This is a genomic window from Streptomyces sp. NPDC090045 (genome assembly GCF_044747975.1).
In the GTDB taxonomy this organism is placed as follows: Bacteria; Actinomycetota; Actinomycetes; order Streptomycetales; family Streptomycetaceae; genus Streptomyces.
On the sequence record NZ_JBIVFA010000013.1, the window covers coordinates 177207 to 203944 of the forward strand.

The following is a 26738-nucleotide window of genomic DNA, read 5'->3' on the forward strand; positions in this document are numbered from 1 at the left end:
CTCCTGTGTCTTTCCCTTGTCCCCCACTCCCAGCCCTCTCTCTTGTCCTCGTCCCCCCCCGCGCGCGCCGGGGGGGGGGGGGGCGGGGGGCGGGGGCGCGCCCCCCCCCCCCCCCCGAACCCGGCTCCGCCGGGCACCGGGCTCCGCCCGGACCCGCTCCTCAAACGCCGGAGGGGCTGAAACTGGCCCGGCGCAGCCGAAGGGGGAGGTTAGGCGCGCGGCGACCAGGGGGCCTTGTGGATGGCTCGCCGCAGGCGACGGGCGCGGAGGCCCGTCACGCGGTCCGCGTACACGGTCCCGTCCAGGTGGTCGCACTCGTGCTGCAGGCAGCGGGCGAAGAAACCCGTACCGGAGACCCGTACGGCCGCCCCGTCCGAGGTGACCCCCTCGACGACCGCCCGGTCGAAGCGGGCCGTCCCCGCCTCCAGCCCCGGCAGGGACAGGCAGCCCTCCGGCCCGAGGAACTCGTCCCCGTCGGCCTCCACCAGCCGCGGGTTGACGATGTGCCCGACGTGGCGGACGTCCTCGTCGTCGGGGCAGTCGTAGACGAAGACCCGCTTCCCGACCCCGATCTGGTTCGCGGCGAGCCCGACGCCCTCCGCCGCGTACATCGTCGCGAACATGTCCTCGATGAGCCGGTCGAGTTCCGGGCCGAATTCGGTGACTTCCGCGCACGCGGAGTGGAGCACCGGATCACCCAGCAGGCTCATGGTGCGGACGAGGCCGGTGGTACCGGGGATGGGGCGCTTTGGCATGGCCGTAAGCCTACGACGGGCGACTATATGAGGAGATCCGCGGCGGGGCGGGGGCGCCGCGGTCAAGGCTGCGGCCGGTACTGGATAGGCTGGGGCCGACCGACGCAAGGAGGACAAGGGACGATGGCAGGCAACACGGAGCCGCTTTCGCCGCGGGCCAAGCTGGCCGTGACGGCGGGCAAGGCCGCGGCGGCGGTGTCGCGGGCCGCGGGACGCGGAAGCGGATCGGTGATCGGTGGCAAGGTCGCACTCAAACTCGACCCCGATCTTCTCGGCGCGCTGGCGCAACACCTCGACGTCGTCCTCGTCTCCGCGACGAACGGCAAGACGACGACGACCCGGCTGATCGCGGAGGCCCTGCGGGCCAGCGGCCCGGTCGTCTCCAACGCCCTCGGCGCCAACATGCCGGCCGGCATCACCTCGGCGCTGGCGGGCGGCTCGGACGCCAAGTACGGCGTCATCGAGGTCGACGAGAAGTACCTGGCCGGAGTGGCCCGGGACGTCACCCCCAAGGTGATCGCCCTGCTCAACCTCTCCCGCGACCAGCTGGACCGCGCCGCCGAGACCCGCATGCTCGCGGAGAAGTGGCGCGAGGGCCTCCAGGGCTCCAAGGCGGTCATCGTCGCGAACTGCGACGACCCGCTGATCGTCTGGTCCGCCTCCTCCTCGCAGAACGTGGTGTGGGTCGCGGCCGGCCAGGAGTGGAAGGACGACGCCTGGTCGTGCCCCTCCTGCGGTGGCGTCATGCAGCGCCCGGGCGACGACTGGTTCTGCGGCGAGTGCGGCTTCCGCCGTCCGACGCCGACCTGGGTGCTCTCCGGAGACCACGTCCTGGACCCGCACGGTTCGGCCTGGCCGATCCACCTCCAGCTGCCGGGCCGCGCCAACAAGGCCAACGCCGCCACCTCGGCCGCCGTCGCCGCCGTCTTCGGCGTCCCGCCGCAGGTCGCGCTGGAGCGGATGTACCAGGTGCAGGCCGTCGCCGGCCGCTACGACGTGGTGAGCTTCCAGGGCCGTGAGCTGCGGCTGCTGCTCGCGAAGAACCCGGCGGGCTGGCTCGAAACGTTTTCCCTGATCGACCCGCCGCCGACGCCGGTGATCCTCTCGGTGAACGCGCGCGGCGCCGACGGCACCGACACCTCCTGGCTGTGGGACGTGGACTACCCGCGCCTGGCCGGCCACCCGATCTTCGTGATCGGTGACCGCAAGCTGGACCTCGCGGTCCGCCTCGAGGTCGCGGGCCTGGACTTCCGGGTGTGCGAGACCCTCGACGAGGCCGTGCAGCTCGCGCCGCCCGGCCAGATCGAGCTGATCGCCAACTACACCGCCTTCCAGGACGTCCGCCGCCGCGTCGGCAACTAGGCCCGTCAGAAACGCAGAGGACAAGAGCATGAGCGACAACAGCCTGCGTCTGGTGTGGGTCTACCCCGACCTGCTCAGCACGTACGGAGACCAGGGCAACGCCCTCGTCGTGGAGCGCCGGGCCCGCCAGCGCGGCCTGGACGTGCAGCGCGTGGACGTGCGCAGCGACCAGCCGATCCCCACCTCGGGCGACATCTACCTGATCGGCGGCGGCGAGGACCGGCCGCAGCGCCTGGCCGCGGAGCGGCTGCTGCGCGACGGCGGTCTGGAGCGCGCCGTTGCGAACGGGGCGATCGTCTTCTCCGTCTGCGCCGGGTACCAGATCCTCGGCAAGGAGTTCGTCAACGACCAGGGCCAGCGCCAGGAGGGCCTCGGCCTGCTGGACGTCGTCACCGTGCGCGGTGAGGGCGAGCGGTGCGTCGGCGACGTCCTCGCCGACATCGACCCGCGCCTGGGCCTGCCTCAGCTGACGGGCTTCGAGAACCACCAGGGCGTCACGCACCTCGGTCCGACGGCCAGGCCGTTCGCCCGGGTGACGATGGGCCGCGGCAACGGCACCGGCGACGGCACCGAGGGCGCGTACAACGACACGGTGTTCGGCACGTACATGCACGGTCCCGTGATGGCCCGCAACCCGCAGATCGCGGACCTGCTGCTGAAGCTGGCCCTCGACGTGAACGCGCTGCCGGCCATAGACGACCGGTGGTACGAGGCGCTGCGCGCGGAGCGCATCGCGGCCGCCACGCAGCCCGCGTAGCGCCCGGCGGACCGCTCATCGGGGCGGCCCCGTCATCATGTGTTCGGCCCGGTTTTCCCTAGGGGGAACCGGGCCGACGTGGTTTCGTACGACGAGTGCGACCAGCATGTGGAGGATGGTTCAGCCGACCGCTCCACCGCTTGTAGGGTGGCCGTAGTTCCAACCGGACGACGTGGTCCGGTCGTCGGCCCACGTTGCAAAGGTCCGTTCCTGCCATGCGCATAGGTGTGCTCACTTCCGGTGGCGACTGCCCCGGTCTCAACGCCGTCATCCGTTCCGTCGTGCACCGCGCCGTCGTCGACCACGGCGACGAGGTGATCGGCTTCCTCGACGGCTGGAAGGGCCTGCTGGAGGCGGACTACCGCAAGCTCGACCTCGACGCCGTCGCCGGCATCCTGGCCCGCGGTGGCACCATCCTCGGCTCCTCCCGGGTCCAGCCCGCGCACCTGCGCGACGGCGTGGAGCGTGCCCGCGGGCACGTCGCCGACCTCGGCCTCGACGCGATCATCCCGATCGGCGGCGAGGGCACCCTGAAGGCCGCGAACCTGCTGTCGCAGGCCGGTCTGCCGATCGTCGGTGTCCCGAAGACCATCGACAACGACATCGCCTCCACCGACGTCACCTTCGGCTTCGACACCGCCGTCGGCGTCGCCACGGAGGCCCTGGACCGCCTGAAGACCACCGCCGAGTCGCACCAGCGCGTGATGGTCGTGGAGGTCATGGGCCGCCACACCGGGTGGATCGCCCTGCACTCGGGCATGGCGGCGGGCGCGCACGCGATCGTCGTGCCGGAGCGCCCCTTCGACATCGAGGAGCTGACGGCGATCGTCGGCGAGCGCTTCTCCGCGGGCAAGCGGTTCGCGATCGTCGTGGTCGCCGAGGGCGCCAAGCCGCGTCCCGGGTCGATGGACCTGGAGGAGGGCGGCGTCGACATGTACGGCCACGAGCGGTTCGCCGGCATCGGCAACCGGCTCGCCGTGGAGCTGGAGCACCGTCTGGGCAAGGAGGCCCGGCCGGTGATCCTGGGCCACGTCCAGCGCGGCGGCACGCCCACCGCGTACGACCGGGTCCTGGCCACCCGCTTCGGCTGGCACGCCGTGGAGGCCGCGCACCGCGGCGAGTTCGGCATGCTGACCGCGCTGCGCGGCACGGACATCGAGATGGTGCCGCTCGCCGAGGCGACCTCGACCCTCAAGACGGTTCCGGCCCAGCGCTACGACGAGGCCCAGACGGTTCTGTAACCGTATGCCCGTTACGGCCGCCCCCGCGCGCAGGAGCGTGCGGGGGCGGCACTACTGTGGTGGGGCGCCACAGTCAAGGGAGTGAAGAGATGGATCACAGCGGGCACGGCATGGACATGGACATGGACCTGCCGCCCTTCACTCTCGGACGCGGGCTGGAGTTCTCGTTCGACGCGTTCTTCCTGATCGCCCCGCTGGCGGGACTCGCCCTGTACGCGTGGGGCGTGCTGCGGCTGCGCCGGCGCGGGGACGCCTGGCCGCTGGGCCGGACCATCGCCTTCACCGTGGGCGTGCTGACCGTGGTCCTGGTGATGTGCACCAAGCTGAACGACTACGGCATGGTCATGTTCAGCGTGCACATGGTCCAGCACATGGTGATCAGCATGGTCACCCCGATCCTGGTGCTGCTGGGCGCACCGGTGACGCTGGCGCTGCGCGCGCTGCCGCCCGCCGCCCGTGGCCACAAGGGCCCGCGCGAGCTGCTGCTGGCGCTGCTGCACAGCCGGTACATGCGGGTGGTCACCCACCCCGCCTTCACGATCCCCATGTTCATCGCGAGCCTCTACGCCCTGTACTTCACGCCGCTCTTCGACTTCCTGATGGAGAGCCGCACCGGGCACATCGCGATGATGGTCCACTTCCTCGCCGTCGGCCTCATCTTCTTCTGGCCGATCATGGGCATCGACCCGGGTCCGCACCGTCCGGGCTACGTGATGCGGATGCTGGAGCTCTTCGCCGGCATGCCCTTCCACGCCTTCTTCGGCATCGCCCTGATGATGGCGAGCCAGCCGATGATCAAGACTTACGCGAACCCGCCGGCCTCCCTCGGCATCGACCCGCTGCTCGACCAGCAGTGGGGCGGCGGCATCGCCTGGGCGTTCAGCGAGATCCCCTCGGTGCTGGTGCTGATCGCCCTCGTCTACCAGTGGTACCACTCCGAGCAGCGGGCGGCGCGGCGCTCCGACCGGGCCGAGGAGCGCAACGGCGACAAGGAGCTGGAGGCGTACAACGCGTATCTCGCCTCGCTCCAAGCGCGTGGCCAGTAGCGGAACGGCACTGCGGCGCGCCACCATGGGGCATGACCGGATCCGTTAAGGCGATGGCCGTCATGACCTTCGCCGCACTGGTGGCCGTCGCCACGTACTCCGTGGCCCTCGGCAGCAACGGCTGGCTGTGGTTCGGCTGGGTGGTGCTGGGGCTGCTGACCGCAGGGATGGCCGCCTCCCGCAATGTCTGAGGAAGGTTCCCACCACCCCCTCCAGCCCGTGGCTCACCGTCCGTAAACTGGCGGTGACAACGGGATATCGACGGGAGCGGCCTGGTGTTCTACCACTTGCTCAAGCACGTGTTGCTCGGTCCTCTGCTGCGGCTGCTGTTCCGGCCGCGGATCGAGGGGCTGGAGAACATCCCGGCGGAGGGTGCCGCGATCGTCGCGGGCAACCACCTGTCCTTCTCCGACCACTTCCTCATGCCCGCGATCCTCAAGCGGCGGATCACCTTCCTCGCGAAGGCCGAGTACTTCACCGGGCCCGGCGTCAAGGGCCGGCTCACCGCCGCCTTCTTCCGCAGCGCGGGGCAGATCCCGGTGGACCGGTCCGGCAAGGACGCCGGGCAGGCGGCGCTGCGCGAGGGCCTGGCGGTGCTGGCCAAGGACGAGCTGCTGGGCATCTACCCGGAGGGGACGCGCTCGCACGACGGGCGGCTCTACAAGGGGAAGGTGGGCGTGGCCGCGATGGCCCTGGGCGCCGGGGTGCCCGTGATCCCCTGCGCGATGGTCGGCACCTTCGAGATCCAGCCGCCCGGGCAGCGGATCCCGAACATCCGGCGGGTGACGATCCGCTTCGGCCGGCCGCTGGACTTCTCCCGGTACGCCGGGATGGAGGGCGAGCGGGCGATCCTGCGGGCGGTCACCGACGAGATCATGTACGCGATCCTCGAACTGTCCGGCCAGGAGTACGTCGACCGGTACGCCGGCGAGGTGAAGGCCGAAGAGGAAGCCGAGCGGAAGAAGGAGCAACGGAAGAAGGCCCGGCGCTCCGCGCGCTGAGCCTTCTCCCGTACGGACGGTCCGGTCTAGCGGACGGCCGGCAGCTCCTCACCGGCCGGCCACGCGCTGCCCGGTCCGTGGTCGAGCGACAGCGCGGCGGCCTGGGCCGGGGCGACGGGCGCGGCGTGCGGGGCGCACGTGACGTCCTGCGCGTCGACCTTGCCGGTCAGCAGGTAGGTGTCCACCCGCGTGTTGATGCAGGGGTTCTGCAGGCTGGTGACGCCGTGCGAGCCGGCGTTCTGCTCGGTGATCAGACGCGAGCCGGCGAGGCGGCGGTGCAGCTCGACCGCGCCCTTGTACGGCGTGGCCGCGTCCCGCTCGGACTGGACGATCAGGATCGGCGGCACGCGCTTGGCACCGACCGCGATCGGGGTGCTCTGCTTGGCCTTCCAGGTCGCGCAGGGCAGGTTCATCCACGCGTTGGACCAGGTCAGGAACGGGTACTTCTCGTGGAGCTTGGTGTTGTCCCGGTCCCACTTGGCCCAGCTGGTGGGCCACTTGGCGTCGGCGCACTCGACCGCCGTGTAGACGGCGTTGCCGTTCTCCGAGGCCGCGTTGCCCTTGGTGTCCGTCATGTCCGGGGCGATGGCGTCGACGAGCGCCTGCTCGTCACCGGCGGCGTAGGCGGCCCAGGTCTGGGCGACGGGCACCCAGGAGGAGTCGTAGTACGGGGCGCCCTGGAAGAAGCCGATGAGCTCGGCCGGTCCGACGATCCCGCCGATCGGGTTGGCCTTCGCCTTGTTGCGCAGCTCCAGCCACTTGGCCTCGACCTTGGCGCGGGTGTCGCCGAGGTGGAAGACCCCGTCGTTCTTGGCGACCCAGTCCTGCCAGTCGTTCCACCGCATCTGGAAGGCGACGTCCTGGCCGAGGTTGGCCTCGTACCAGATGTTGTCCTGCGAGGGGTCGACCACGCTGTCGACGATCATGCGGCGCACGTGGGTCGGGAAGAGGCTCGCGTAGACCCCGCCGAGGTAGGTGCCGTAGGAGACGCCGAGGAAGTTCAGCCGCGCCTCGCCGAGGGCGGCGCGGATCACGTCCATGTCGCGGGCGCTGTTCGGCGTGGTCATGTGCGGCAGCATCTCGCCGCTGCGCTCCTTGCAGCCGTCCGCGTACTCGGCGGCGAGCTTGCGCTGGGCGCGCTTGTCGGCCTCGCTGTCCGGGACCGGGTCGGCCTTGGGGGCCTTCACGAACTCCTGCGGGTCGATGCAGGAGATGGGCGCGGAGTGGCCGACACCGCGGGGGTCGAAGCCGACGAAGTCGTACGCCTTGGAGGCGTTGACCCACAGCGGGCTCTTGGTGGTGACCCGGCGCGGGAAGCGCATGCCGGAACCGCCGGGGCCGCCGGGGTTGTAGACGAGGGCGCCCTGGCGCTCCTGCGGGGTGCCCGTGCTGCCGATCCGGTCGACGGCGATCTCGATGGTCTTGCCGTACGGCTTCGCGTAGTCGAGCGGGACCTTCACCCAGCCGCACTGGATGGGCTTCTCCAGACCCCAGTCCGCGGGGCAGTCCTTCCAGTCGATCCCGGTGCGGGCGGCGCGGGCGGCGGCGATCTGCACTCCCAGCACCTCCGGCAGCTTCGGGCCGTTGTCGGCCGGAGCCGCGGCGGCCGGCGGGGCCAGCAGCAGGCTCGCCGCCAGTGTGCCGGTGATCAGTGTGGCGGCGCTCCCCAGCGTCGCGTTGCGTATCACGTGGTTGTTCCCCCTGCGTCAGGTGCCGCCGTGGGCGGCCGGGTTGGTCGATTCGGTCGTCGGCGTGCAGAGGGATCTTGTCGTCTGATCCGGGGTCGGCGACAGAGCCGGATCGACTTCTTTGCCAACCCGATAACCGGAAAGGTGTGTACCGCTGAGCGGTGTCTGATTCCTCCCCCGTTTACCCGTGGTAGGTGCGGCAGGCCTCGTCGAGCACCTCGCGCAGCCGCAGGGCGTCCGGGGCCAGGGCCGTCACGAGGACGGCCGGCCCGGCCAGCGGCGTCACCACGGCGCACTCCCCCAGCACCCGGGCCGCGGGCGGGTCCCCGGCGAAGGCGGGGTCCACGACGAGGAGCTGACCGAGCGCCCGGTGACCGGCCAGGCCCGCCGGACCGTCCCAGCCGGCGGGCGCACCGGGGCCGCAGGTGAGCTCCTGGTCCAGCAGCGGACGGCCGCCGCGGGTGACGGTGAGCCGGCTGCTCAGCAGTCCCGGGTCCTCGCCCGAGCGGCCGAGCACCTGCTCCTCGCGCAGCAGCAGACGGGCGGTGGGGGCCAGTGCGACCTGGGTGTGCACCCGCAGGTCGCTGCCGCGCACCGAGACCAGCGGCTCCGGCAGCCACCGCACCGACGCCCCGTCCTCCAGGGTCAGGCGTACGTCGTACCGTGCGGGCTCGCCGCCGCGGCCGGGCAGCGCCAGGGTGGCCGCGGCCGAGGCGAGGGCGAGGCGGGCGCCGGGCCCGGCGGCGGCCTCGACGGTGAGGTGGTCCCCGCCCAGCGGCGCGCTCATCGCGCCGACCAGCACGACCCGGGCCTCGGCCCCCGACCCCCGGGCGCGGCGCAGCGCGAGCGGTCCCTCCCCGGCCAGCAGCGGCAGGGCGGTGCCGCCCCGGCCGTCGGCCACGGCGTGGATGCGGGCGGTGGCGCGGAGACCCGACGCGGGCAGGGGGACGGAGTCCGGAGGGACCCGGGGCGGGGAGAGGGGAGGTGCGCTGGTCACCGTACGGTCCAGGCGGCGATCCGCTCCCGCACCCAGGCCGCCACCGGGGCCACCCCTTCGGAGCCGCGCAGCGACTGGAAGGCGACGGGCAGTTCGCCGCGCTGCTCGGCGGCGTCGCGCGCCATCCGGCCGAGGTCGGAGCCGACGTACGGGGCGAGGTCGGTCTTGTTGACGACGAGGAGGTCGGCGGTGGTGACGCCGGGGCCGCCCTTGCGGGGGATGTCGTCGCCGCCGGCCACGTCGATGACGAAGATCTGGGCGTCGACGAGTCCCCGGGAGAAGGTGGCGGTGAGGTTGTCACCACCGGACTCGACGAGGATCAGGTCGAGCGGTCCGCTCTCCCGGAAGGTGTCCTCCAGTTCCTCGACGGCCTCCAGGTTGGCGGAGATGTCGTCGCGGATGGCGGTGTGCGGGCAGGCCCCGGTCTCGACGGCGGTGATCCGCTCGGGCGGCAGCACGGCCTCGCGGAGCAGGAACTCGGCGTCCTCGCGGGTGTAGATGTCGTTGGTGACGACGGCCATGGACAGTTCGGTGCGCAGCGCGCGGCACAGGGCGGCGACGGTGGCGGTCTTGCCGGAGCCGACGGGTCCGCCGAGCCCGATGCGCAGGGCGCGCCGGGTGCCGTCGGCGCGGAGCGGGTCGGCGCTGTGCGTGTGCCGGTGGGGGTAGGTCACGGCGTGGTCGAGGTGCATGGGGGTGTCTCCTTCGGTGGGTCAGGAAGCGAACAGCCGTACCGGCCAACCGGCATGGATCTCGGCCGAGATGTCCAGCAGCGGCGAGGAGGCCGTGGGCAGCGCCTGCGTGCCGTCCGAGCGGGCCCGCAGCGCGGCCCCGGCCGCCTGTGCGGAGACCGCGTCGAGGTCCGGGGCGAGCCGGGCCAGGACCCCGCTCGCCTCGAAGGGGTCCAGGCCGAGCAGCCGTACGGTCGCGGTCGCGGGCCCGCCGACGCTCTCGTACGCCGCCACGTGCGCGGCGTCGAGCGGCCCGAGCCCGGCGGCCCGGGCGGTGACGCCGAGCACCACCGGCTGGTGGGCGCCGCGCGGGAAGGCCGCGGCGAGTTCCTCCAGTTCGGGTGCGGGCCAGGTGGCCCGGGCGGCACGCAGCAGCTGCCGTCCGAGCCTGCGGGCCGCGGTGCGCAGCGCGGGCGAGGGGGTGCGGGCGTCCGCGGCGGCGTCGAGCTCCGCCGGGTCGAGCCCGAGGGCGGCGGCCGCGGCGAGCGCGGCGGCGGTGAGTCCGGCGGTGTGCAGCCGGCCCCGGCAGAACTCCTCCAGGGTGGCTGCGTCGTGGATCCGGCCCGCCTTGCAGGCGGCCTCGGCCCCGCCGGAGTGGGCGTGCCCTCCGGCGGGGAAGCGGCCGTCGGCGAGGACGAGCAGCGCGGCGAGGCTCACGGCAGGAGGCCTCTCTTCAGGCTGCGCCCCATCAGAAGAGGAAGTACCGCTGGGCCATGGGCAGTTCCGTCGCTGGCGCCGGTTCCACGGCCTCCCCGTCGATGGTGACCGTGAAGGTGTCGGCGTCGACCTCGACCCTCGGCATGGCGTCGTTGTTGCGCATGTCGGCCTTGCTCACCTTGCGGGTGCTCTCGATGGCCGTGAACCGCTTGCCGAGTCCGAGGCGTTCGGGCAGTCCGTCGTCGAGGGCGGCCTGTGCGGTGAAGTTCAGCGAGTTCAGGGCCGGGGCGCGCCCGTGGCTGCCGAACATGGGGCGGGGCATGACGGGCTGCGGGGTGGGGATGGAGGCGTTGGCGTCGCCCATCTGCGCGTAGGCGATCTGGCCGCCCTTGATGACGAGCTCGGGCTTGACCCCGAAGAAGGCGGGGTTCCACAGGACCAGGTCGGCGAGTTTGCCGGTCTCGACCGAGCCGATCTCGCGGGCGAGCCCCTGGGCCACGGCGGGGTTGATCGTGTACTTCGCGACGTAGCGGCGGGCCCGATGGTTGTCGGCGGGCCCGTCGCCGGGGAGGAAGCCGCGCCGCTTCTTCATCACGTGGGCGGTCTGCCAGGTGCGCAGCACGACCTCGCCGACCCGGCCCATGGCCTGGGAGTCGGAGGAGATGATGGAGATGGCCCCGAGGTCGTGCAGGACGTCCTCGGCGGCGATGCTCGAGGGCCGGATGCGGGATTCGGCGAAGGCGAGGTCCTCGGGGACGGCCGGGTTGAGGTGGTGGCAGACCATCAGCATGTCGAGGTGTTCCTCGACGGTGTTGACGGTGTGCGGCCGGGTGGGGTTGGTGGAGCTCGGCAGGATGTTGGGCTCGGAGACCACGGTGATGATGTCGGGGGCGTGCCCGCCGCCCGCGCCCTCGGTGTGGTACGAGTGGATGGTCCGGCCCGCGATCGCCGCGAGGGTGTCGCCGACGAATCCGGCCTCGTTGAGGGTGTCGGTGTGGATGGCGACCTGGGCGCCGGTCTCCTCGCAGACGCTCAGGCAGGCGTCGATGACGGCCGGGGTGGATCCCCAGTCCTCGTGGAGCTTGAATCCGAGCGCGCCGCCGCGCAGTTGGGAGTGCATGGCCTCGCGGGACATGGTGTTGCCCTTGCCGAGGAGGCCGATGTTGACGGGGTAGGCCTCCAACGCGGCGAACATCCGGGCCAGGTGCCAGGGTCCGGGCGTGACGGTGGTGGCCTTGGAGCCTTCGGCCGGTCCGGTGCCCCCGCCGACCAGGGTGGTGATTCCGGAGGCGAGCGCCTCCTCGATGACCGTCGGGGAGATGAAGTGCACGTGGGCGTCGATGGCGCCGGCGGTGACGATCTTCCCGTTGCCCGCGATGATCTCGGTCTCGGGGCCGATGACGAGGGCGGGGTCGACCCCGTCCATGGTGTCGGGGTTGCCGGCCTTGCCGATGCCGCAGATCCGGCCGTCGCGGATGCCGAGGTCGGCCTTGACGATGCCCCAGTGGTCGAGGACGACGACGCCGGTGATCACGGTGTCGGGGGCGCCCTCCGCCCGGGTGGTGCGGGCCTGGCCCATGGATTCGCGGATCACCTTGCCGCCGCCGAAGACGGCCTCGTCCCCGGCCCGGCCGGGTCCGCCGCCGAGGTCCTGCTCGATCTCGACGAAGAGGTCGGTGTCGGCGAGCCGGATCCGGTCGCCGGCCGTCGGCCCGAACAGGTCGGCGTACACCTGGCGGGAGAGGTCAGCCATCGAGCGGCCCCCCGGTCTCCCCGCGCAGTCCCGGTACGGTGCGCAGGCCCGCCAGCGGGACGAGTTCCACCGCGACCGGGATGCCCGGCTCGAAGCGGACGGCCGTGCCGGCGGCGATGTTGAGGCGGAGCCCGCGGGCGGCGGCGCGGTCGAAGTCGAGGCCGGGGTTGGCCTCGGCGAAGTGGTAGTGGGAGCCGACCTGGACCGGGCGGTCGGCGGCGTTGAGCACGGTGAGGCGGGTGACGGGGCGGCCCTCGTTGAGGCGCACCGGCCCGTCCCCGTAGGCGATCTCGCCGGGGATCATGCGGGTACTCCTGTTCAGACGATGGGGTCGTGGACGGTGACGAGCTTGGTGCCGTCCGGGAAGGTCGCCTCGACCTGGACGTCGTGGATCATCTCGGGGATCCCCTCCATGACGTCCTCGCGGCGCAGGACGGCGCGGCCGGAGGCCATCAGCTCGGCCACGGTCCGCCCGTCGCGGGCCCCTTCGAGGATGTGGGACGTGATCAGCGCGATCGCCTCGGGGTGGTTGAGGCGGACCCCGCGCGCCCTTCGCTTCTCGGCCACGTCGGCAGCCACGTGGATGAGCAGTCTCTCCTGCTCGTGCGGTGTCAGATGCACTCGTCATCACCAAGTTTCCAGGACAAGATCGGCAACGCGCCGGAGCGACCCTAGCCGCCTTCAACACCTTGTTGACCTGCACATATCCGAGCCAAGCGTGTCTTGCCCAACGCAGGAGAAGGCTTTCCGTCCCGACCACCGCCGCTTTACCGGATCATGGGTGATCATTGGCGGTCGAACGTGGGCGCCACGCTAGGGCCCGCGCTTTTCCGCTGCGTTAACCCACGTTTCAGGCAGGCACCCGGTTCAACTCCATTGCCTCAAAAACCCGGTTCCGTATACGGATTCGCAGCACGGTGGAACGCGGCACCGGCTGCGCCCGGTCAGCAGCCGGTGACGCTCCGCGCCGCCGTCGGCGCTCCGACGGCCCAGGGCAGCGCGATCCACACCGTCTTGCCGCCCTCCTCGGTCGGGGTGACCGAGAGCCGGCCGCCCGCCTCCACGGCGAGCCAGCGGATGATGACCATGCCCCGGCCGTTGTCCTGCTGGACGGCCGCCGGAAGCCGCTTGGGCCAGCGCGGATGACTGTCGGTCACCCCGACGCGCAGCCACTCCTGGCGCTCCAGCCGGATGTCCACCGTGAAGGTGGGCGACTGGCCGAAAGTGTGCTGTACGGCGTTGGTGGCGAGCTCCGAGACGATCAGCCGGACGCTGTCCGCGGTCTCGGCGTCCTCGGGGAGTCCCCATTCGCTCAGCACGTCCGCCACGTAGCGGCGGGCAGCGGCGACCGAGGCGGGATCGCTCGGCAGAGTGACGGATGCTTCCTGGTGGTCTGCCATGGCGACGGTCCCTTTCCCACCGGGACGGAACCGCCCCGGATCTGTGCTGGACGCCAGAGTGCCACCCATCGTGGCGCCGCACCTGGCGTTTCCCCAAGGTATGCATATATCTGTCGCTCGATGCGGTGAACTCTGCTACGGAAGAGAGTATTTGGACGGCAGACTGGTGCGAGCTGTGCCGGTGGAAGGGAGGCGGGTGTGCAGCACGGTCCCGCGGTGCGTCGGCGCAAGCTCGGCGAGGAACTGCGTGCCCTGCGTGACCGGTCCGGACTCACCAGTGGTGAGGCCGCCCGGATCACGGGATGGCACCAGTCGAAAATCAGCCGCATCGAGACAGGCCGCAGCGGCGTGAAGCCGGAGGACATCCGGCTGCTCCTCGACGTCTACGGGGAGGTCGTGAGCCCGCAGCAACGCGCCCTCCTGGAGGCCCTGTCGGCCTCGGCCGCCGGTCCCGGTCCGGCCGGTGACACCGGGCGGGGCCGCCAGTGGTGGCACGACTACCGGGGGCTGCTGCCGCAGGAGTACCGGGACTTCATCAGCCTGGAGGCGAGCGCCCGGTCGGCCCGCACCGTGGAGCTGTCCGTGGTGCCCGGGCTGCTGCAGACCTCCGGGTACGCGCGTGCGGTGACCCGGGCCGCGCTGGGCGGGCTGCCGGAGCCGAAGGTGGACGCCCTGGTCGACGTACGGCTGGCCCGGCAGTCGGTGCTGCGGGCCGATCCGCCGCTGGAGCTGAGCGCGGTGCTGGACGAGGCGGTGCTGCGCCGGCAGATCGGCGGACCGGGGGTGATGGCCGAGCAATTGCGGCACCTGGCGGAGGTGTCCCGGCTGCCCCAAGTGTGCTTGCAGGTCCTTCCGTTCAGCGTCGGCGGCCATCTCGGTCTGACAGGACCGTTCGTCATTTTTTCATTTCCGGACATCGCTGATCTGGATGTGGTGGTACTCGACCATTTGACGAGTAGCCTCTATCTGGAGCGGAAGGAAGACCTAGAGGCCTACAGCGCCGCGTTCCGCACCATCCAGGAACACGCCCTCCCGCCCCAGGACTCGTCGGATCTCATCAGCAGCCTTGCTGACGACGCGTAAGGAGGCACCCCCGTGTCCGCAACCCCCTTATCCTCCAGCGGACTTCTGATCAGCGCGCGGTGGCGGCGGAGCAGCCGCAGCACCGGAATGAACAACTGCGTGGAAGCGGCCGCCCTCGGCGGCGGCCTGCTGGCCGTCCGCGACTCCAAGCGGGCCGACGGCCCGGCCGTGCTCTTCACCGGGCCGGCCTGGGACGGCTTCCTCGCCTCAGTACGAGCGGACGCGCACGCGTAGCTCCGCCTAGCGGTCCGTGGCTCCGCCTAGCGGTCCGTGGCTCCGGCGGGTGCGGTCCGAAGGATCGTCCCGACCGCCCGATCGATCTCCTCCCCCGTGAGATCGGCCCGGGCGGTCAGCCGCAGCCGGGAGATGCCGTCCGGCACCGACGGCGGGCGGAAGCACCCCACGGACAGACCCGCCTCGCGGCAGTCGGCGGCCCAGCGCAGTGCCGCCGACGCCGACGGGGCCCGTACCGACACCACGGCCGCGTCCGGCCGGGCCGCGGTCAGGCCGGACGCGGTGAGCCGCCCGTACAGCCGGTCGGCCACCTCGCGGGCGCGGCCCGCCCGCTCCGGTTCCCGCTGGAGCAGGCGCAGGCTCGCCAGGGCCGCGCCCGCGGCGGCCGGGGCCAGTCCGGTGTCGAAGATGAAGGTGCGCGCCGTGTTGACCAGGTGCCTGATCACCTTGGCCGGGCCGAGCACGGCACCGCCCTGGCTGCCGAGGGACTTCGAGAGGGTCAGCGTCGCGACCACGTGGGGCGCGCCCGCGAGCCCGGCGGCGTGCAGCGCGCCGCGGCCGCCCTCGCCGAGCACGCCCAGCCCGTGGGCGTCGTCCACGATCAGGGCCGCGCCCTCGTCGCGGCAGGCGGCGGCGTACCCGGCGAGCGGGGCGGCGTCCCCGTCCACGGAGAACACCGAGTCGCTCACCAGCAGCGCCCGGCCCTCGTGCGTGGCGAGCGTCTTGCGCGCGGTGTCCGGGTCGGAGTGCGGGATCACCGCGGTCTCGGCGCGCGAGAGCCGGCAGCCGTCGACGATGGAGGCGTGGTTGCCCGCGTCGGAGACGACCAGCGTCCCCCGGCCGCCGAGCGCGGTGACCGCGGCGAGATTGGCCGCGTACCCGGAGGAGAGGACCAGCGCGGCCTCGAAACCGCAGAAGGCGGCGAGCTCCCGCTCCAGCTCCTCGTGCAGCTCGGTCGTACCCGTCACGAGGCGGGACCCGGTGGCTCCGGCGCCCCAGCGCTCGGCCGCCTCCCGTGCCCCGCGGATCGTCTCCGGGTGCCGGGACAGGCCGAGGTAGTCGTTGCTCGCGAGGTCCAGGAGCGGCGACACCGCCGGCCGCGGGCGGAGCGTGCGGACCAGCCCCGCCTGCTCCCGCTCGCTCTCCGCGACGTCGATCCAGGCGAAGACATCCTCGGGGTCGGGGGTGTGCTGGGGCATCGGCATGTCCTCGTGTTTTGTCGGCAGTCCACAGACCTGCCCCGACCCTAGTGGCCGTGACTCGTGCGCCAGGTGTGGTGATACACACACACCCATCCGGCCATGTTGTGCGATCTCTCCTTGGCCGGGATGGGTGCTGTGGTCCAGGATCGGGTGCATGGACCTGCTGAACACCCTGGTGGACAAGGGGCTGCGGCGCGAGCTGCCGACCCGCGAAGAAGCACTCGCCGTACTGGCGACTTCTGACGACGAACTGCTCGACGTGGTGGCCGCGGCCGGCAAGGTGCGCCGCCAGTGGTTCGGGCGTCGGGTCAAGCTGAACTACCTGGTCAACCTGAAGTCGGGCCTGTGCCCGGAGGACTGCTCGTACTGCTCCCAGCGGCTGGGGTCGAAGGCCGAGATCCTCAAGTACACGTGGCTGAAGCCGGAGGAGGCCTCCCAGGCCGCCGCCGCCGGTGTCGCGGGCGGCGCGAAGCGGGTCTGCCTGGTCGCCAGCGGCCGCGGGCCGACGGACCGGGACGTGGACCGGGTCGGCAAGACCATCGAGGCGATCAAGGAGCAGAACGAGGGCGTCGAGGTCTGCGCGTGCCTCGGCCTGCTCTCGGACGGCCAGGCGGAGCGGCTGCGCGACGCGGGCGCGGACGCCTACAACCACAACCTCAACACCTCCGAGGCGACGTACGGCGCGATCACCAAGACCCACACCTACGCGGACCGGGTCGACACCGTACAAAAGGCGCACGCCGCCGGGCTGTCCGCGTGCTCCGGTCTGATCGCGGGCATGGGCGAGACCGACGAGGACCTGGTCGACGTCGTCTTCTCGCTGCGCGAGCTGGACGCGGACTCGGTGCCGGTCAACTTCCTGATCCCCTTCGAGGGCACCCCGCTGGCCAAGGAGTGGAACCTCACCCCGCAGCGCTGCCTGCGGATCCTGGCGATGGCGCGGTTCGTCTGCCCCGACGTCGAGGTCCGGCTCGCGGGCGGGCGCGAGGTGCACCTGCGCTCGCTGCAGCCGCTGGCCCTGCACGTGGTCAACTCGATCTTCCTGGGCGACTACCTGACCAGTGAGGGCCAGGCCGGTCAGGCCGACCTCGACATGATCGCGGACGCCGGTTTCGAGGTGGAGGGCGCCGGTACGTTGACCCTCCCCGCGCACCGCTCCGACGCGGCGGCCGCGGCCGCCGGCGGGGGCTGCGGCTCGAACGGCGGCGCCTCGGTCTGCGGTTCGGGCGCGGCCACGGGCGAAGACGCCCCGGCGGCGGGCTGCGGCTCGGCGTGCGGCGGCTGCTCCGGGCACGGGCACGAAGAGGCGGCGCCCGTACCGGCCCAGGCCGCGGCCGGCGAGGTCCGGCCGGAGCTGGTGTCCGTACGCCGTCGTGGCGCGGGAACGGACATCGCTCCCAATGCCTGATCGGCTCCACCCGCTCGACGCCCCGTCGTCCGGCGCGGAACTGCTCGCGCTGGACCGGCAGCACGTCTGGCACCCGTACGGCCCGATGCCCGGACGGCAGGAGCCGCTGGTCATCGCCTCCGCCTCGGGCGTGCGGCTGCGGCTCGCCGAGCCCTCCCAGGGGGAGGGCCACGAGGAGCTGGTCGACGGCATGTCCTCCTGGTGGTCGGCCATCCACGGCTACAACCACCCGGTGCTCAACGAGGCCGTGACCACGCAGCTGGGCCGTATGTCGCACGTGATGTTCGGCGGGCTCACCCACGAGCCCGCCGTGCGGCTCGCCGCGAAGCTCGTCGAGATCACCCCGCCGGGCCTGGAGCACGTCTTCCTCTCCGACTCGGGCTCGGTGTCCGTCGAGGTCGCGGTGAAGATGTGCCTGCAGTACTGGCGTTCGCTGGGGCGGACGGGCAAGACCCGGCTGCTGACCTGGCGCGGCGGCTACCACGGGGACACCTGGCAGCCGATGGCCGTCTGCGACCCCGACGGCGGCATGCACGAGCTGTGGCAGGGGCACCTGCCGCGGCAGGTCTTCGCGGACGCGCCGCCCGCCGGTTTCGACACGCCCCTGGACCCGGCGTACGCCGACCACCTGCGCTCCCTGATCGCCGCGCACGCCGACGAGTTGGCCGCCGTCATCGTGGAGCCGGTGGTACAGGGCGCGGGCGGCATGCGCTTCCACAACCCGGACCACCTCCGGGTGCTGCGCGAGCTGTGCGACGAGTACGGCGTCCTCCTCATCCTGGACGAGATCGCGACGGGATTCGGCCGCACGGGCGCGCTCTTCGCGGCCGACCACGCCGGGATCACCCCGGACGTGATGTGCCTGGGCAAGTCGCTGACCGGCGGCTACCTCACCCTCGCGGCGACCCTGTGCACGGAACGGGTCGCCGACGGGATCTCCCAGGGCGAGGTGCCCGTCCTCGCCCACGGGCCGACCTTCATGGGGAACCCGCTCGCGTCGGCGGTGGCGCTCGCGTCGATCGACCTCCTCCTCGGGCAGGACTGGGCGACCGACGTCAAGCGGATCGAGGCCGGGCTGCGCGAAGGCCTGGCACCCGCGGCCGGGATCCCCGGCGTGCGGGACGTACGCGTCCTGGGCGCGATCGGCGTGGTGCAGCTGGACCACGCGATCGACATGGCCGCCGCGACCCGGGCGGCCGTGCGCGAGGGCGTGTGGCTGCGCCCGTTCCGGGACCTGATCTATGTGATGCCGCCGTTCGTCACCGGCGAGGCGGACGTGGCCCGTATCTGCCGCGCGGTGTGCGCGGCCGCGCAGGAAGGCTGAGATGTCCGTAGTGGTGGTGTCCGGGACGGGCACCGAAATCGGCAAGACCGTGGTCACGTCGGCGATCGCGGCCGCCGCGATCGCGGCCGGCCGCTCGGTGGCCGTGCTCAAGCCCGCGCAGACGGGCGTGGGCCCCCAGGAGCCGGGGGACGCCGCGGAAGCGGTCCGGCTGGCCGGGTCCGCGGTCACCGCGGTGGAACTGGCCCGCTATCCGGAGCCCTTGGCCCCGAACACGGCGGCCCGCCGCGCGGGGCTCCCGACCCTCTCCCCGGCGGAGATCGCGGAGGCGGCGCGGCAGTTGTCCGAGGCGCACGACCTGGTCCTGGTGGAGGGCGCGGGCGGGCTGCTCGTCCACTTCGACGACGAGGGCAACACCCTGGCCGACGCGGCCCGGCTGCTCGGCGCACCGACCGTGATCGTCGCCCCGGCGGGCCTCGGAACCCTCAACTCCACCACCCTCACGGCGGAAGCCCTGCGGGCCCGGGACCTGACCCCGCTGGGCGTGGTGGTCGGCAGCTGGCCTCAGGCCCCGGACCTGGCGGCCCGCTGCAACCTGGCGGACCTCCCGAGGTCCTCGGGCCTTCCGCTCCTGGGCGCGATCCCGGAACGCGCGGGCACCCTCCCCCCGGACCACTTCCGCACCGCGTCCCCCACCTGGCTGGCCCCACCCCTCTGGGGCACCTGGTCACCGAACACCTTCCTCACCACGTGGTCCCCCCCGCCGTACCCCACGGGCCCCACAAGCGCTTGAGACGCGGAGCCCGGGCCGAAGCCCCGATCTTCCAGCCCGACCCCACCATCCAGCCCGGCCCCACCATCCAGCCCCGCCGCACCATCCCAGCCTCGCCGGCGTTTGAGGCGCGGGGTCCGGGGCGGAGCCCCGATCCTTCAGCCCGGCCGCACCATTCCAGCCCCGCCGGCGCTTGAGGCGCGGGGTCCGGGGCGGAGCCCCGATCTTTGAGCCGCGCCAGCGTTCGGGGCCCACGGCTGGGCCCAGCCCGCCGAGGCAGGGATGACGGCCCGACCAAAGGGCACGCTGAAGGTACGGCAACGTCCGCCGCCCGGGAGGTCCGCCATGCCGCGCCGCCGCACACCGCACAACACGCGCAACAATCCGCCCCACGACCCCGTCCACCACCCCGTCTTCGCCCGCTTCTACGCCCGCGCCAGCACCGCCGCCGAGACCCGCGCCGGCATCGCCCCCCTCCGCCGCGAGCTGCTGCACGGCGTCTCCGGCCGCGTCATCGAGATCGGCGCCGGCAACGGCCTGAACTTCCCGCACTACCCCCGCGCCGTCTCCGAGGTCGTCGCCGTCGAACCGGAGCGCACCCTCCGCCGGCTCGCGGCCTCCGCCGCCCTCCGCTGCGAGGTCCCCGTGGACGTCGTACCCGGCGCCGCCGAGGCCCTCCCGGTCAAGAGCGAGGCCTTCGACGCCGCCGTCGCCTCCCTGGTGCTGTGCACCGTACGGGACCTGCCCCGCTCCCTCGCCGAGCTGCACCGCGTACTGCGGCCCGACGCCGAGCTGCGCTTCTTCGAGCACGGCCTGGCGCCCGGCCCCGGCATGGCCGCCTTCCAGCGCACCCTGGACCGGACCGTCTGGCCGCACCTCTTCGGCGGCTGCCACACCGCGCGCGACCCGCTCGCCGCCATCGAGGCCGCCGGTTTCCGGATCGTCTCGCACCGCCGCCTGCGGCTGCCCGAGCGCGGTCCGGCCCTGCCGACCTCCTACTGCGTCATCGGGTCGGCGCGCCGAGCGGCTTGACCCAGCGCGTCCACTGGTCCTGGGGCCCGTAGCCGGCGGCGTCCCAGGCCAGGTGGGCCCGCTCGTTGCGGACGAGCACCATCGCGTCCGCCCGCCGCCCGCCGAGCGCCACGAAGCGCTCCTCGGCGGCGGCCAGCAGTGCGGTCCCGATCCCCTGGCGCCGGTGGCCGGGGTGCACCGCGAGCCGGTACAGGTGACAGCGCCAGCCGTCGAACCCGGCGATCACCGTGCCCACGAGCTCACCGTCGCGCCGGGCGAGCAGCAGCGCCTGCGGGTCGCGGTCGTGGAGGCGCTCGACCCCGGCGAGGTCGTCGCTGATACTCGTTCCCTCGGCGGCGGCCTTCCAGAAGTCCAGCACGGCGCCGAGATCGGCGGCCGAAGCGGGTCCGACATGAAGATCAGTCATGTCCGGATCCCATCACCCGGCCCGACTCCGCCAAAAGAATGATCCGTTCTCTTTGCCCGTCCTTTACCATGTGGGCAAGGTCCCTCTTGAGTGAAAGGTGTGAGCGTCCGCCCATGGGCGAGCCTCCCAGTCCCCGACATACCGCTCCGCGACATCGCGCGGTCCCCCTCCTCCTGGCCGATCATGGGACGGAGGTGATCGACCGATGACCGAGGTGCTCCTGCTCGTCGTGGCACTGCTGCTCTGCATCGCCTGCGGGGTCTTCGTCGCGGCCGAGTTCTCGCTGACGACCGTGGAGCGCAGCGAGCTCGAACGGGCCGTGGAGCGGGGTGAGCGCGGGGCCGACAGCGCCCTGGCGGCCGTCCGCACCCTGACGTTCCAGCTCTCCGGCGCCCAGCTCGGCATCACCGTGACCGGCCTGGTCATCGGCATGCTCTCCAAGCCGTCGATCTCCGCCCTGCTCCAGGGCCCTTTCGAGGCCATGGGCCTGTCGGCCGGCGCCGCCTCCTCCGCCGCCCTGATCCTCGGCACGGCGATCTCGACCGTCGTCCTGATGGTCGTCGGCGAGCTGGTGCCCAAGAACTGGGCGATCTCCTCCCCGCTGGCGATCGCCAAGCGCGTGGCGACCGCGCAGCGGGTCTTCAGCCGGGCCTTCAAGCCCCTGATCAGCCACCTCAACACCACCGCGAACCACATGGTGCGCCGCTTCGGCATGGAGCCGGCCGAGGAGCTGGCCTCCGCGCGCACCCCGCAGGAGCTGGTCGCCCTCGCGCGCCACTCCGCGAAGGCGGGCGCGCTGGAGAAGGACACGGCCGAGCTGTTCGTGCGGACCCTGAACCTCGCCGACCTGACCGCGGAGAACGTGATGACCCCGCGCGTGCAGGTCACCGCTCTCGACGTGCAGACCACCGCCGAGGACGTGGCGAACGCGACGCTGGCCACCGGCCTGTCCCGGTTCCCGGTCTACCGGGGAAGCCTCGACACCGTCGTCGGCATCGTCCACATCAAGGACGTACTGGCCCTGCGCGCGGAGGAGCGGCGCCGCCGTCCGGTGTCGCAGCTGCTGCGCGAGCCCCTCCTCGTACCGGAGTCGCTGACCGTGGACCGGCTGCTGGACCGGCTGTCCGGCAAGCAGACGATGGCCGTGGTCATCGACGAGTACGGCGGCACGGCGGGCGTGGCCACGCTGGAGGACATCGTCGAGGAGGTCGTCGGCGAGGTCCGCGACGAGCACGACCCGCACGAGACCCCGGACCTGGCCCCGGCCGGTACGGACGAGTCCGGGCGCCTCCTCTACTCCGCCGACGGCTCCGCGCGCACCGACCAGCTCCAACGGATCGGGCTGCGCGTGCCGGACGGTCCGTACGAGACCCTGGCCGGCCTGATAGCGACCGAGCTGGGCCGGATCCCGGCAGTCGGCGACCAAATGGAACTGGACGGCTGGCAGCTCGACGTGGTGGACGCCGGCGGACGCCGGGCCGCGCGGGTGCTGCTGCACGCCCCGGCGGAGCCCGCCGACGGAACGGAGCAGGCCCGATGACCGCGATCCAGCTGTTGATCGGCCTGGCGACCCTGGTCGTCAACGCCTTCTTCGTCGGTGCGGAGTTCGCGCTGATCTCGGTCCGGCGCAGCCAGATCGAGCCGTACGCCGAGCAGGGCGACCGGCGGGCCCGCGCCGTCCTGTGGGGGCTGGAGCACCTGTCGGCGCTGATGGCGGCGGCCCAGCTGGGCATCACGCTGTGCACCCTGGTGCTGGGCGTGGTGGCCGAGCCGGCCATCGCGCATCTGCTGACCCCGCTGTTCGACCTCGTCGGGGTGCCGACGGGCCTGACCCACGCGATCTCCTTCGTGGTGGCGCTGACCCTGGCGACGTACCTGCACATGCTCTTCGGCGAGATGCTGCCGAAGAACGTGGCGCTGTCCGAGCCCGTGCGCACCGCGCTGCTGCTGGGGCCGCCGCTGGTGACCCTCACGCGGGCGCTGCGGCCGGTGATCTTCGCGATCAACGCCTTCGCCAACACGCTGCTGCGCCTGCTGCGGGTGGAGGTGAAGGACGAGGTCTCGGCGACCTTCTCGGACGACGAGCTGGCGCGGCTGGTCAAGGACTCCAGTAACGCGGGTCTGCTCGACGACCGGGCGAGCGAGCGCCTGCACGACGCCCTGGAGCTGGGCCGGCGGCCGGTGACCGATGTGGTGCTGCCGGCGGACCGGGTGGTCTCGGCCCGCGTGGGGATCACTCCGACCGGTCTGGAGCGGCTGTCGGCGGAGTCCGGGTACTCCCGTTTCCCGGTGGTCGACGAGCAGGACCGGATCCTGGGCTACCTGCACGTGAAGGACGCCTTGGACGCGGACGGGGAGGCGCGGAACGAGCCGTTCCCCGTGTCGGAGCTGCGGCCGATCGCCCAGGTACGGGCGGAGACCCCGCTGGACGACGTGCTGACCGCCATGCGGCGCAGCCGTACGCACCTGGCGGCGGTGCTCGGGGCGGAGAGCGCCATGACGGGCCTGGTGACCATGGAGGACGTGCTGCGGGAGCTGTTCGGCAGGCCCGCGTCCGCCTGATCGGTCGGGGAGGTGTGGTCCCCGGCCCTGCGGGGCCGGGGTACCGCGCGGTAACATCACTCCGCCATGGAGATGAATGCCTCTTACACCAGTTTCGTCGCGGTCGGCGACTCCTTCACCGAGGGCATGTCGGACCTGCTTCCGGACGGCTCCTACCGGGGCTGGGCCGATCTGCTGGCCGCCCGCCTCGCCGCGCGCGAGCCGGGCTTCCGCTACGCGAACCTCGCGGTCCGCGGGAAGCTGATCGGGCAGATCGCGGAGGACCAGGCCCCGGTGGCAGCGGCGATGGGCGCCGACGTGGTGGCCCTGGTGGGCGGGCTGAACGACGCTCTGCGCCCCAAGGTGGACATGGGCCGGGTCCGCGGCCACCTGGAGGCGGCCGTGGACATCCTCGCGCCCTCCTGCAAGCGCCTCGTCCTCATGCGCTCCCCGGGGCGCAACGGTCCGGTGATGGAACGCTTCCGGCCCCGCATGGAGGAGCTCTTCGTCATCATCGAGGAGCTCGCCGCCCGGCACGACGCCCTGGTCGTGGACCTGTACGGGGCCTCCGTGCTCGGAGACCAGCGGATGTGGGACGTGGACCGGCTGCACCTGACGGCGGAGGGCCACCGCCGGGTGGCCGAGGCCGTCTGGCAGACCCTGGGCCTGCCCGCCGAGGAGGACTGGCGCACGGAACTGCCCGCCGCCGTACCGCCCGGCTGGACGGTGCGCCGGGCCCAGGACCTGAGCTTCGCCCGGCAGCACCTGCTCCCCTGGATCGGCCGCCGCCTGACGGGCCGCTCCTCCGGGGACGGCCGCCCGGCCAAGCGTCCGGAGCTGCTGCCGTACGGGGACGCACCGCTCTCGTAGCAAGCCACAATCACGAGCGGGGGCCCTACCTGCGTAAACGCACAGCGGCGGCCCAAGTAGAATCCCTCTACGTGACTGCCAAGCCCCGCATCCCCAATGTCCTGGCCGGCCGCTACGCCTCCGCGGAGCTCGCCGTCCTGTGGTCCCCCGAGTACAAGGTGACGCTGGAGCGGCGGCTGTGGCTCGCCGTGCTGCGCGCCCAGAAGGACCTCGGTATCGAGGTCCCGGACGCGGCCCTCGCCGACTACGAGCGCGTCCTGGAGACCGTCGACCTCGCCTCCATCGCCGAGCGCGAGAAGGTCACCCGGCACGACGTGAAGGCCCGCATCGAGGAGTTCAACGCCCTCGCCGGTCACGAGCACGTCCACAAGGGCATGACCTCGCGCGACCTCACCGAGAACGTCGAGCAGCTGCAGATCCGGCTCTCGCTGGAGCTGGCCCGCGACCGCACGGTGGCCGTCCTCGCCCGCCTCGGCAAGCTGGCCGGCGAGCACGCCGAGCTGGTCATGGCCGGCCGCTCCCACAACGTGGCCGCGCAGGCCACCACCCTGGGGAAGCGCTTCGCCACCGCGGCCGACGAACTGCTCGTCGCCTACGACCGCCTGGAGAACCTCCTCGGCCGCTACCCGCTGCGCGGGATCAAGGGCCCGGTGGGCACCGCCCAGGACATGCTCGACCTGCTCGGCGGCGACGCCGCGAAGCTCGCCGACCTGGAGCAGCGGATCGCCGCCCACCTCGGCTTCGCCCAGGCCTTCACCTCGGTCGGCCAGGTCTACCCGCGCTCGCTCGACTACGACGTGGTCACCGCGCTGGTCCAGCTGGCCGCCGCCCCGTCGTCGATCGCCAAGACGATCCGCCTGATGGCCGGCCACGAGCTGGTCACCGAGGGCTTCAAGCCCGGCCAGGTCGGCTCCTCGGCGATGCCGCACAAGATGAACACCCGCTCCTGCGAGCGCGTGAACGGCCTGATGGTCATCCTGCGCGGCTACGCCTCGATGACCGGCGAGCTGGCCGGCGACCAGTGGAACGAGGGCGACGTCTCCTGCTCCGTGGTCCGCCGGGTGGCGCTGCCGGACGCGTTCTTCGCCTTCGACGGCCTGCTGGAGACCTTCCTGACGGTCCTCGACGAGTTCGGCGCCTTCCCGGCCGTCGTCGCCCGCGAGCTGGACCGCTACCTGCCCTTCCTCGCGACCACCAAGGTCCTGATGGGCGCGGTGCGGGCCGGCGTCGGCCGCGAGGCCGCCCACGAGGTCATCAAGGAGCACGCGGTGGCCTCCGCGCTCGCCATGCGCGAGCAGGGCGCCGAGCGCAACGAGCTGCTGGACAAGCTGGCCGCCGACGACCGGATGCCGCTGGACCGGGCCCAGCTCGACGCCCTCATGGCGGACAAGCTGTCCTTCACCGGCGCCGCCGGCGACCAGGTCGCCACCGTGGTCTCCCGGATCGAGGCGATCGCCAAGCAGCACCCGGAGGCCGCCGGGTACGCGCCGGGGTCGATCCTCTGACCCCCGAGGAGCTGACCGCCGCCCGTGACCGCGTCCTCCCGGACGTGGTCGCGGGCGGTCTGCGTGTGCTGTTCTGCGGGATCAACCCCGGCCTCCTCTCCGCCGCGACGGGCCACCACTTCGCCCGCCCCGGCAACCGCTTCTGGCCCGTCCTGCACCTGTCGGGCTTCACCCCGCGCCGGCTGGCCCCCGCGGAGCAGGAAGAGCTGCTGACCTACCGTCTCGGCATCACCAACGTCGTCGCCCGCGCCACGGCCCGCGCCGACGAACTGAGCGCCGAGGAGTTCCGCGAGGGCGGCCGCATCCTCACGGCCAAGGTGGAACTCCTGCGCCCCCAGTGGCTGGCGGTGGTCGGAGTGACGGCCTACCGCACGGCCTTCGGCGAACGGAAGGCGCAGATCGGCCCCCAGGAGCGGACCATCGGCTCCACCCGCGTCTGGGCCCTCCCCAACCCGAGCGGCCTCAACGCCCACTGGACCGCCGAGTCCATGGCCCAGGAGTACGCCCGCCTCCGCGCCGCCGCCGAGGCCTCCGAAGCCGCCAAGGGCTAGGGCGGGTCGATCACGGTGACCCCTGCCATCAGCAGGTAGGGGTCACCGGAGTCCCACTGCGCCACGTAGGCCACCAGCCACCGCTCCTCGGCCCGCCACAGGTGGACGTGGTCGGTGCTGTTGCTCAGCTCGTCCCACGGCTCCGGTATCTCCTCCCCGTCGAGCCCCCGTTCCAGCACCGACCCGAGGCTGAACACCTGCGGCTCCCCCCACCGGTCGGTCACCGCCTGGGTGAGCGCCCCGTACTCGGCACTGATCTGGTCGGTCGCCTCGATCCGCCCCGAACCGTCGTCATCCCAGAAGTGCTGCGTCCGGGCGAGCCGGATCAGATGAAAACCCGGGCCGCTGCTGCTTTCGACGGTCCGGACCGGCTCGGGCGGGAAATCCTTCGCCCTGAGCCTGTCGATCGTCTCGAGGTGCTCTGCCGTGGTCATACCGTCAGTATCCCGGCCACCACTGACAAC

The 26738-nt window shown here is 72.4% G+C and carries 29 protein-coding genes; 17 read left to right on the plus strand and 12 right to left on the minus strand.

What is annotated here, in order from left to right:
- Positions 1 to 209: 209 nt before the first annotated feature.
- Positions 210 to 755, minus strand: coding sequence for a peptide deformylase (gene def / locus ACIPYQ_RS29915; protein WP_401256926.1), 546 nt, complete (start codon positions 753 to 755; stop codon positions 210 to 212).
- Between the two features lie 123 nt (positions 756 to 878).
- Between def and ACIPYQ_RS29920 the strand changes: the two genes are divergently transcribed.
- The 6 genes from ACIPYQ_RS29920 (at position 879) to ACIPYQ_RS29945 (ending at position 6162) form a co-directional block, all read left to right on the plus strand.
- Positions 879 to 2117: a MurT ligase domain-containing protein gene (locus ACIPYQ_RS29920; protein ID WP_361757403.1), complete on the plus strand. Its 1239-nt coding sequence runs from the start codon at positions 879 to 881 to the stop codon at positions 2115 to 2117.
- 28 nt (positions 2118 to 2145) lie between these two features.
- Positions 2146 to 2874: a type 1 glutamine amidotransferase gene (locus tag ACIPYQ_RS29925; RefSeq protein ID WP_401256928.1), complete on the plus strand. Its 729-nt coding sequence runs from the start codon at positions 2146 to 2148 to the stop codon at positions 2872 to 2874.
- Between the two features lie 215 nt (positions 2875 to 3089).
- Positions 3090 to 4115: a 6-phosphofructokinase gene (locus ACIPYQ_RS29930; RefSeq protein ID WP_361757409.1), complete on the plus strand. Its 1026-nt coding sequence runs from the start codon at positions 3090 to 3092 to the stop codon at positions 4113 to 4115.
- A gap of 89 nt (positions 4116 to 4204) precedes the next feature.
- A complete protein-coding gene (locus ACIPYQ_RS29935; RefSeq protein ID WP_401256930.1) occupies positions 4205 to 5161 on the plus strand; it encodes a cytochrome c oxidase assembly protein in 957 nt (318 codons plus the stop codon).
- Positions 5162 to 5193: 32 nt separating this feature from the next.
- Positions 5194 to 5352: a hypothetical protein gene (locus tag ACIPYQ_RS29940; RefSeq protein ID WP_030711544.1), complete on the plus strand. Its 159-nt coding sequence runs from the start codon at positions 5194 to 5196 to the stop codon at positions 5350 to 5352.
- Positions 5353 to 5436: 84 nt separating this feature from the next.
- Complete coding sequence (locus tag ACIPYQ_RS29945) at positions 5437 to 6162, plus strand: lysophospholipid acyltransferase family protein (protein ID WP_361757415.1); 726 nt, start codon at positions 5437 to 5439, stop codon at positions 6160 to 6162.
- 26 nt (positions 6163 to 6188) lie between these two features.
- On the opposite strand, the gene ACIPYQ_RS29950 is transcribed toward ACIPYQ_RS29945, so the two are convergent.
- The 8 genes from ACIPYQ_RS29950 to ACIPYQ_RS29985 form a co-directional block, all read right to left on the minus strand.
- Entirely contained in the window at positions 6189 to 7850 is a 1662-nt protein-coding gene (locus ACIPYQ_RS29950; RefSeq protein WP_361757418.1) for an alpha/beta hydrolase, read from the minus strand.
- A gap of 181 nt (positions 7851 to 8031) precedes the next feature.
- On the minus strand, positions 8032 to 8793 hold the full coding sequence (locus ACIPYQ_RS29955) for an urease accessory protein UreD (protein WP_401257097.1): 762 nt from the start codon (positions 8791 to 8793) through the stop codon (positions 8032 to 8034).
- A 50-nt stretch (positions 8794 to 8843) separates the two neighbouring features.
- Positions 8844 to 9539: an urease accessory protein UreG gene (gene ureG / locus ACIPYQ_RS29960; protein WP_401256933.1), complete on the minus strand. Its 696-nt coding sequence runs from the start codon at positions 9537 to 9539 to the stop codon at positions 8844 to 8846.
- 21 nt (positions 9540 to 9560) lie between these two features.
- Positions 9561 to 10235, minus strand: a complete 675-nt coding sequence (locus ACIPYQ_RS29965; protein WP_401256935.1) for an urease accessory protein UreF — start codon at positions 10233 to 10235, stop codon at positions 9561 to 9563.
- Between the two features lie 31 nt (positions 10236 to 10266).
- The gene (locus ACIPYQ_RS29970) at positions 10267 to 11988 is read right to left on the minus strand and encodes an urease subunit alpha (RefSeq protein WP_401256937.1); all 1722 of its coding nucleotides are present in this window, start codon (positions 11986 to 11988) and stop codon (positions 10267 to 10269) included.
- Positions 11981 to 12292 (minus strand): urease subunit beta, encoded by a 312-nt coding sequence (locus tag ACIPYQ_RS29975; RefSeq protein ID WP_327417677.1) that lies wholly within the window; start codon positions 12290 to 12292, stop codon positions 11981 to 11983. Before ACIPYQ_RS29975 ends, ACIPYQ_RS29970 begins: the two co-directional genes overlap by 8 nt.
- Positions 12293 to 12306: 14 nt before the next feature.
- Positions 12307 to 12609, minus strand: a complete 303-nt coding sequence (locus tag ACIPYQ_RS29980) for an urease subunit gamma (RefSeq protein ID WP_401256939.1) — start codon at positions 12607 to 12609, stop codon at positions 12307 to 12309.
- Positions 12610 to 12932: 323 nt separating this feature from the next.
- On the minus strand, positions 12933 to 13388 hold the full coding sequence (locus tag ACIPYQ_RS29985; RefSeq protein WP_401256941.1) for an ATP-binding protein: 456 nt from the start codon (positions 13386 to 13388) through the stop codon (positions 12933 to 12935).
- Between the two features lie 198 nt (positions 13389 to 13586).
- Between ACIPYQ_RS29985 and ACIPYQ_RS29990 the strand changes: the two genes are divergently transcribed.
- Complete coding sequence (locus ACIPYQ_RS29990; protein WP_361757437.1) at positions 13587 to 14471, plus strand: helix-turn-helix transcriptional regulator; 885 nt, start codon at positions 13587 to 13589, stop codon at positions 14469 to 14471.
- A 12-nt stretch (positions 14472 to 14483) separates the two neighbouring features.
- Entirely contained in the window at positions 14484 to 14705 is a 222-nt protein-coding gene (locus tag ACIPYQ_RS29995) for a DUF397 domain-containing protein (protein WP_319722562.1), read from the plus strand.
- A gap of 26 nt (positions 14706 to 14731) precedes the next feature.
- Here the strand turns inward: ACIPYQ_RS29995 and ACIPYQ_RS30000 are convergent, their stop codons facing one another.
- The gene (locus ACIPYQ_RS30000) at positions 14732 to 15904 is read right to left on the minus strand and encodes an 8-amino-7-oxononanoate synthase (protein ID WP_401256944.1); all 1173 of its coding nucleotides are present in this window, start codon (positions 15902 to 15904) and stop codon (positions 14732 to 14734) included.
- 157 nt (positions 15905 to 16061) lie between these two features.
- On the opposite strand from ACIPYQ_RS30000, the gene bioB reads away from it, so the two are divergent.
- From bioB to ACIPYQ_RS30020, 4 genes are all read left to right on the plus strand, one after another.
- Positions 16062 to 17315, plus strand: a complete 1254-nt coding sequence (gene bioB, locus ACIPYQ_RS30005) for a biotin synthase BioB (protein WP_401256946.1) — start codon at positions 16062 to 16064, stop codon at positions 17313 to 17315.
- Positions 17308 to 18639 (plus strand): adenosylmethionine--8-amino-7-oxononanoate transaminase, encoded by a 1332-nt coding sequence (locus tag ACIPYQ_RS30010; protein ID WP_401256948.1) that lies wholly within the window; start codon positions 17308 to 17310, stop codon positions 18637 to 18639. The genes bioB and ACIPYQ_RS30010 overlap by 8 nt, the downstream gene beginning before the upstream one ends.
- Position 18640: 1 nt before the next feature.
- Complete coding sequence (gene bioD, locus ACIPYQ_RS30015; RefSeq protein ID WP_401256950.1) at positions 18641 to 19390, plus strand: dethiobiotin synthase; 750 nt, start codon at positions 18641 to 18643, stop codon at positions 19388 to 19390.
- A 324-nt stretch (positions 19391 to 19714) separates the two neighbouring features.
- Positions 19715 to 20401, plus strand: a complete 687-nt coding sequence (locus tag ACIPYQ_RS30020; protein ID WP_401256952.1) for a class I SAM-dependent methyltransferase — start codon at positions 19715 to 19717, stop codon at positions 20399 to 20401.
- Here ACIPYQ_RS30020 and ACIPYQ_RS30025 read toward each other — a convergent pair.
- Entirely contained in the window at positions 20373 to 20807 is a 435-nt protein-coding gene (locus tag ACIPYQ_RS30025) for a GNAT family N-acetyltransferase (RefSeq protein WP_361757453.1), read from the minus strand. The genes ACIPYQ_RS30020 and ACIPYQ_RS30025 overlap by 29 nt on opposite strands.
- 205 nt (positions 20808 to 21012) lie before the next feature.
- Between ACIPYQ_RS30025 and ACIPYQ_RS30030 the strand changes: the two genes are divergently transcribed.
- The 5 genes from ACIPYQ_RS30030 (at position 21013) to mug (ending at position 26274) form a co-directional block, all read left to right on the plus strand.
- Positions 21013 to 22347 (plus strand): hemolysin family protein, encoded by a 1335-nt coding sequence (locus ACIPYQ_RS30030; RefSeq protein WP_401256954.1) that lies wholly within the window; start codon positions 21013 to 21015, stop codon positions 22345 to 22347.
- Positions 22344 to 23369: a hemolysin family protein gene (locus ACIPYQ_RS30035; RefSeq protein WP_401256956.1), complete on the plus strand. Its 1026-nt coding sequence runs from the start codon at positions 22344 to 22346 to the stop codon at positions 23367 to 23369. Before ACIPYQ_RS30030 ends, ACIPYQ_RS30035 begins: the two co-directional genes overlap by 4 nt.
- Positions 23370 to 23435: 66 nt before the next feature.
- The gene (locus ACIPYQ_RS30040) at positions 23436 to 24218 is read left to right on the plus strand and encodes an SGNH/GDSL hydrolase family protein (protein ID WP_401256958.1); all 783 of its coding nucleotides are present in this window, start codon (positions 23436 to 23438) and stop codon (positions 24216 to 24218) included.
- A 71-nt stretch (positions 24219 to 24289) separates the two neighbouring features.
- The gene (purB, locus tag ACIPYQ_RS30045; protein WP_383574141.1) at positions 24290 to 25723 is read left to right on the plus strand and encodes an adenylosuccinate lyase; all 1434 of its coding nucleotides are present in this window, start codon (positions 24290 to 24292) and stop codon (positions 25721 to 25723) included.
- Positions 25720 to 26274, plus strand: a complete 555-nt coding sequence (gene mug, locus ACIPYQ_RS30050) for a G/U mismatch-specific DNA glycosylase (protein ID WP_361757660.1) — start codon at positions 25720 to 25722, stop codon at positions 26272 to 26274. The genes purB and mug overlap by 4 nt, the downstream gene beginning before the upstream one ends.
- Here the strand turns inward: mug and ACIPYQ_RS30055 are convergent.
- Positions 26271 to 26708, minus strand: a complete 438-nt coding sequence (locus ACIPYQ_RS30055; protein ID WP_401256960.1) for a hypothetical protein — start codon at positions 26706 to 26708, stop codon at positions 26271 to 26273. The two genes, mug and ACIPYQ_RS30055, sit on opposite strands and share 4 nt — an antisense overlap.
- Positions 26709 to 26738: the final 30 nt, after the last annotated feature.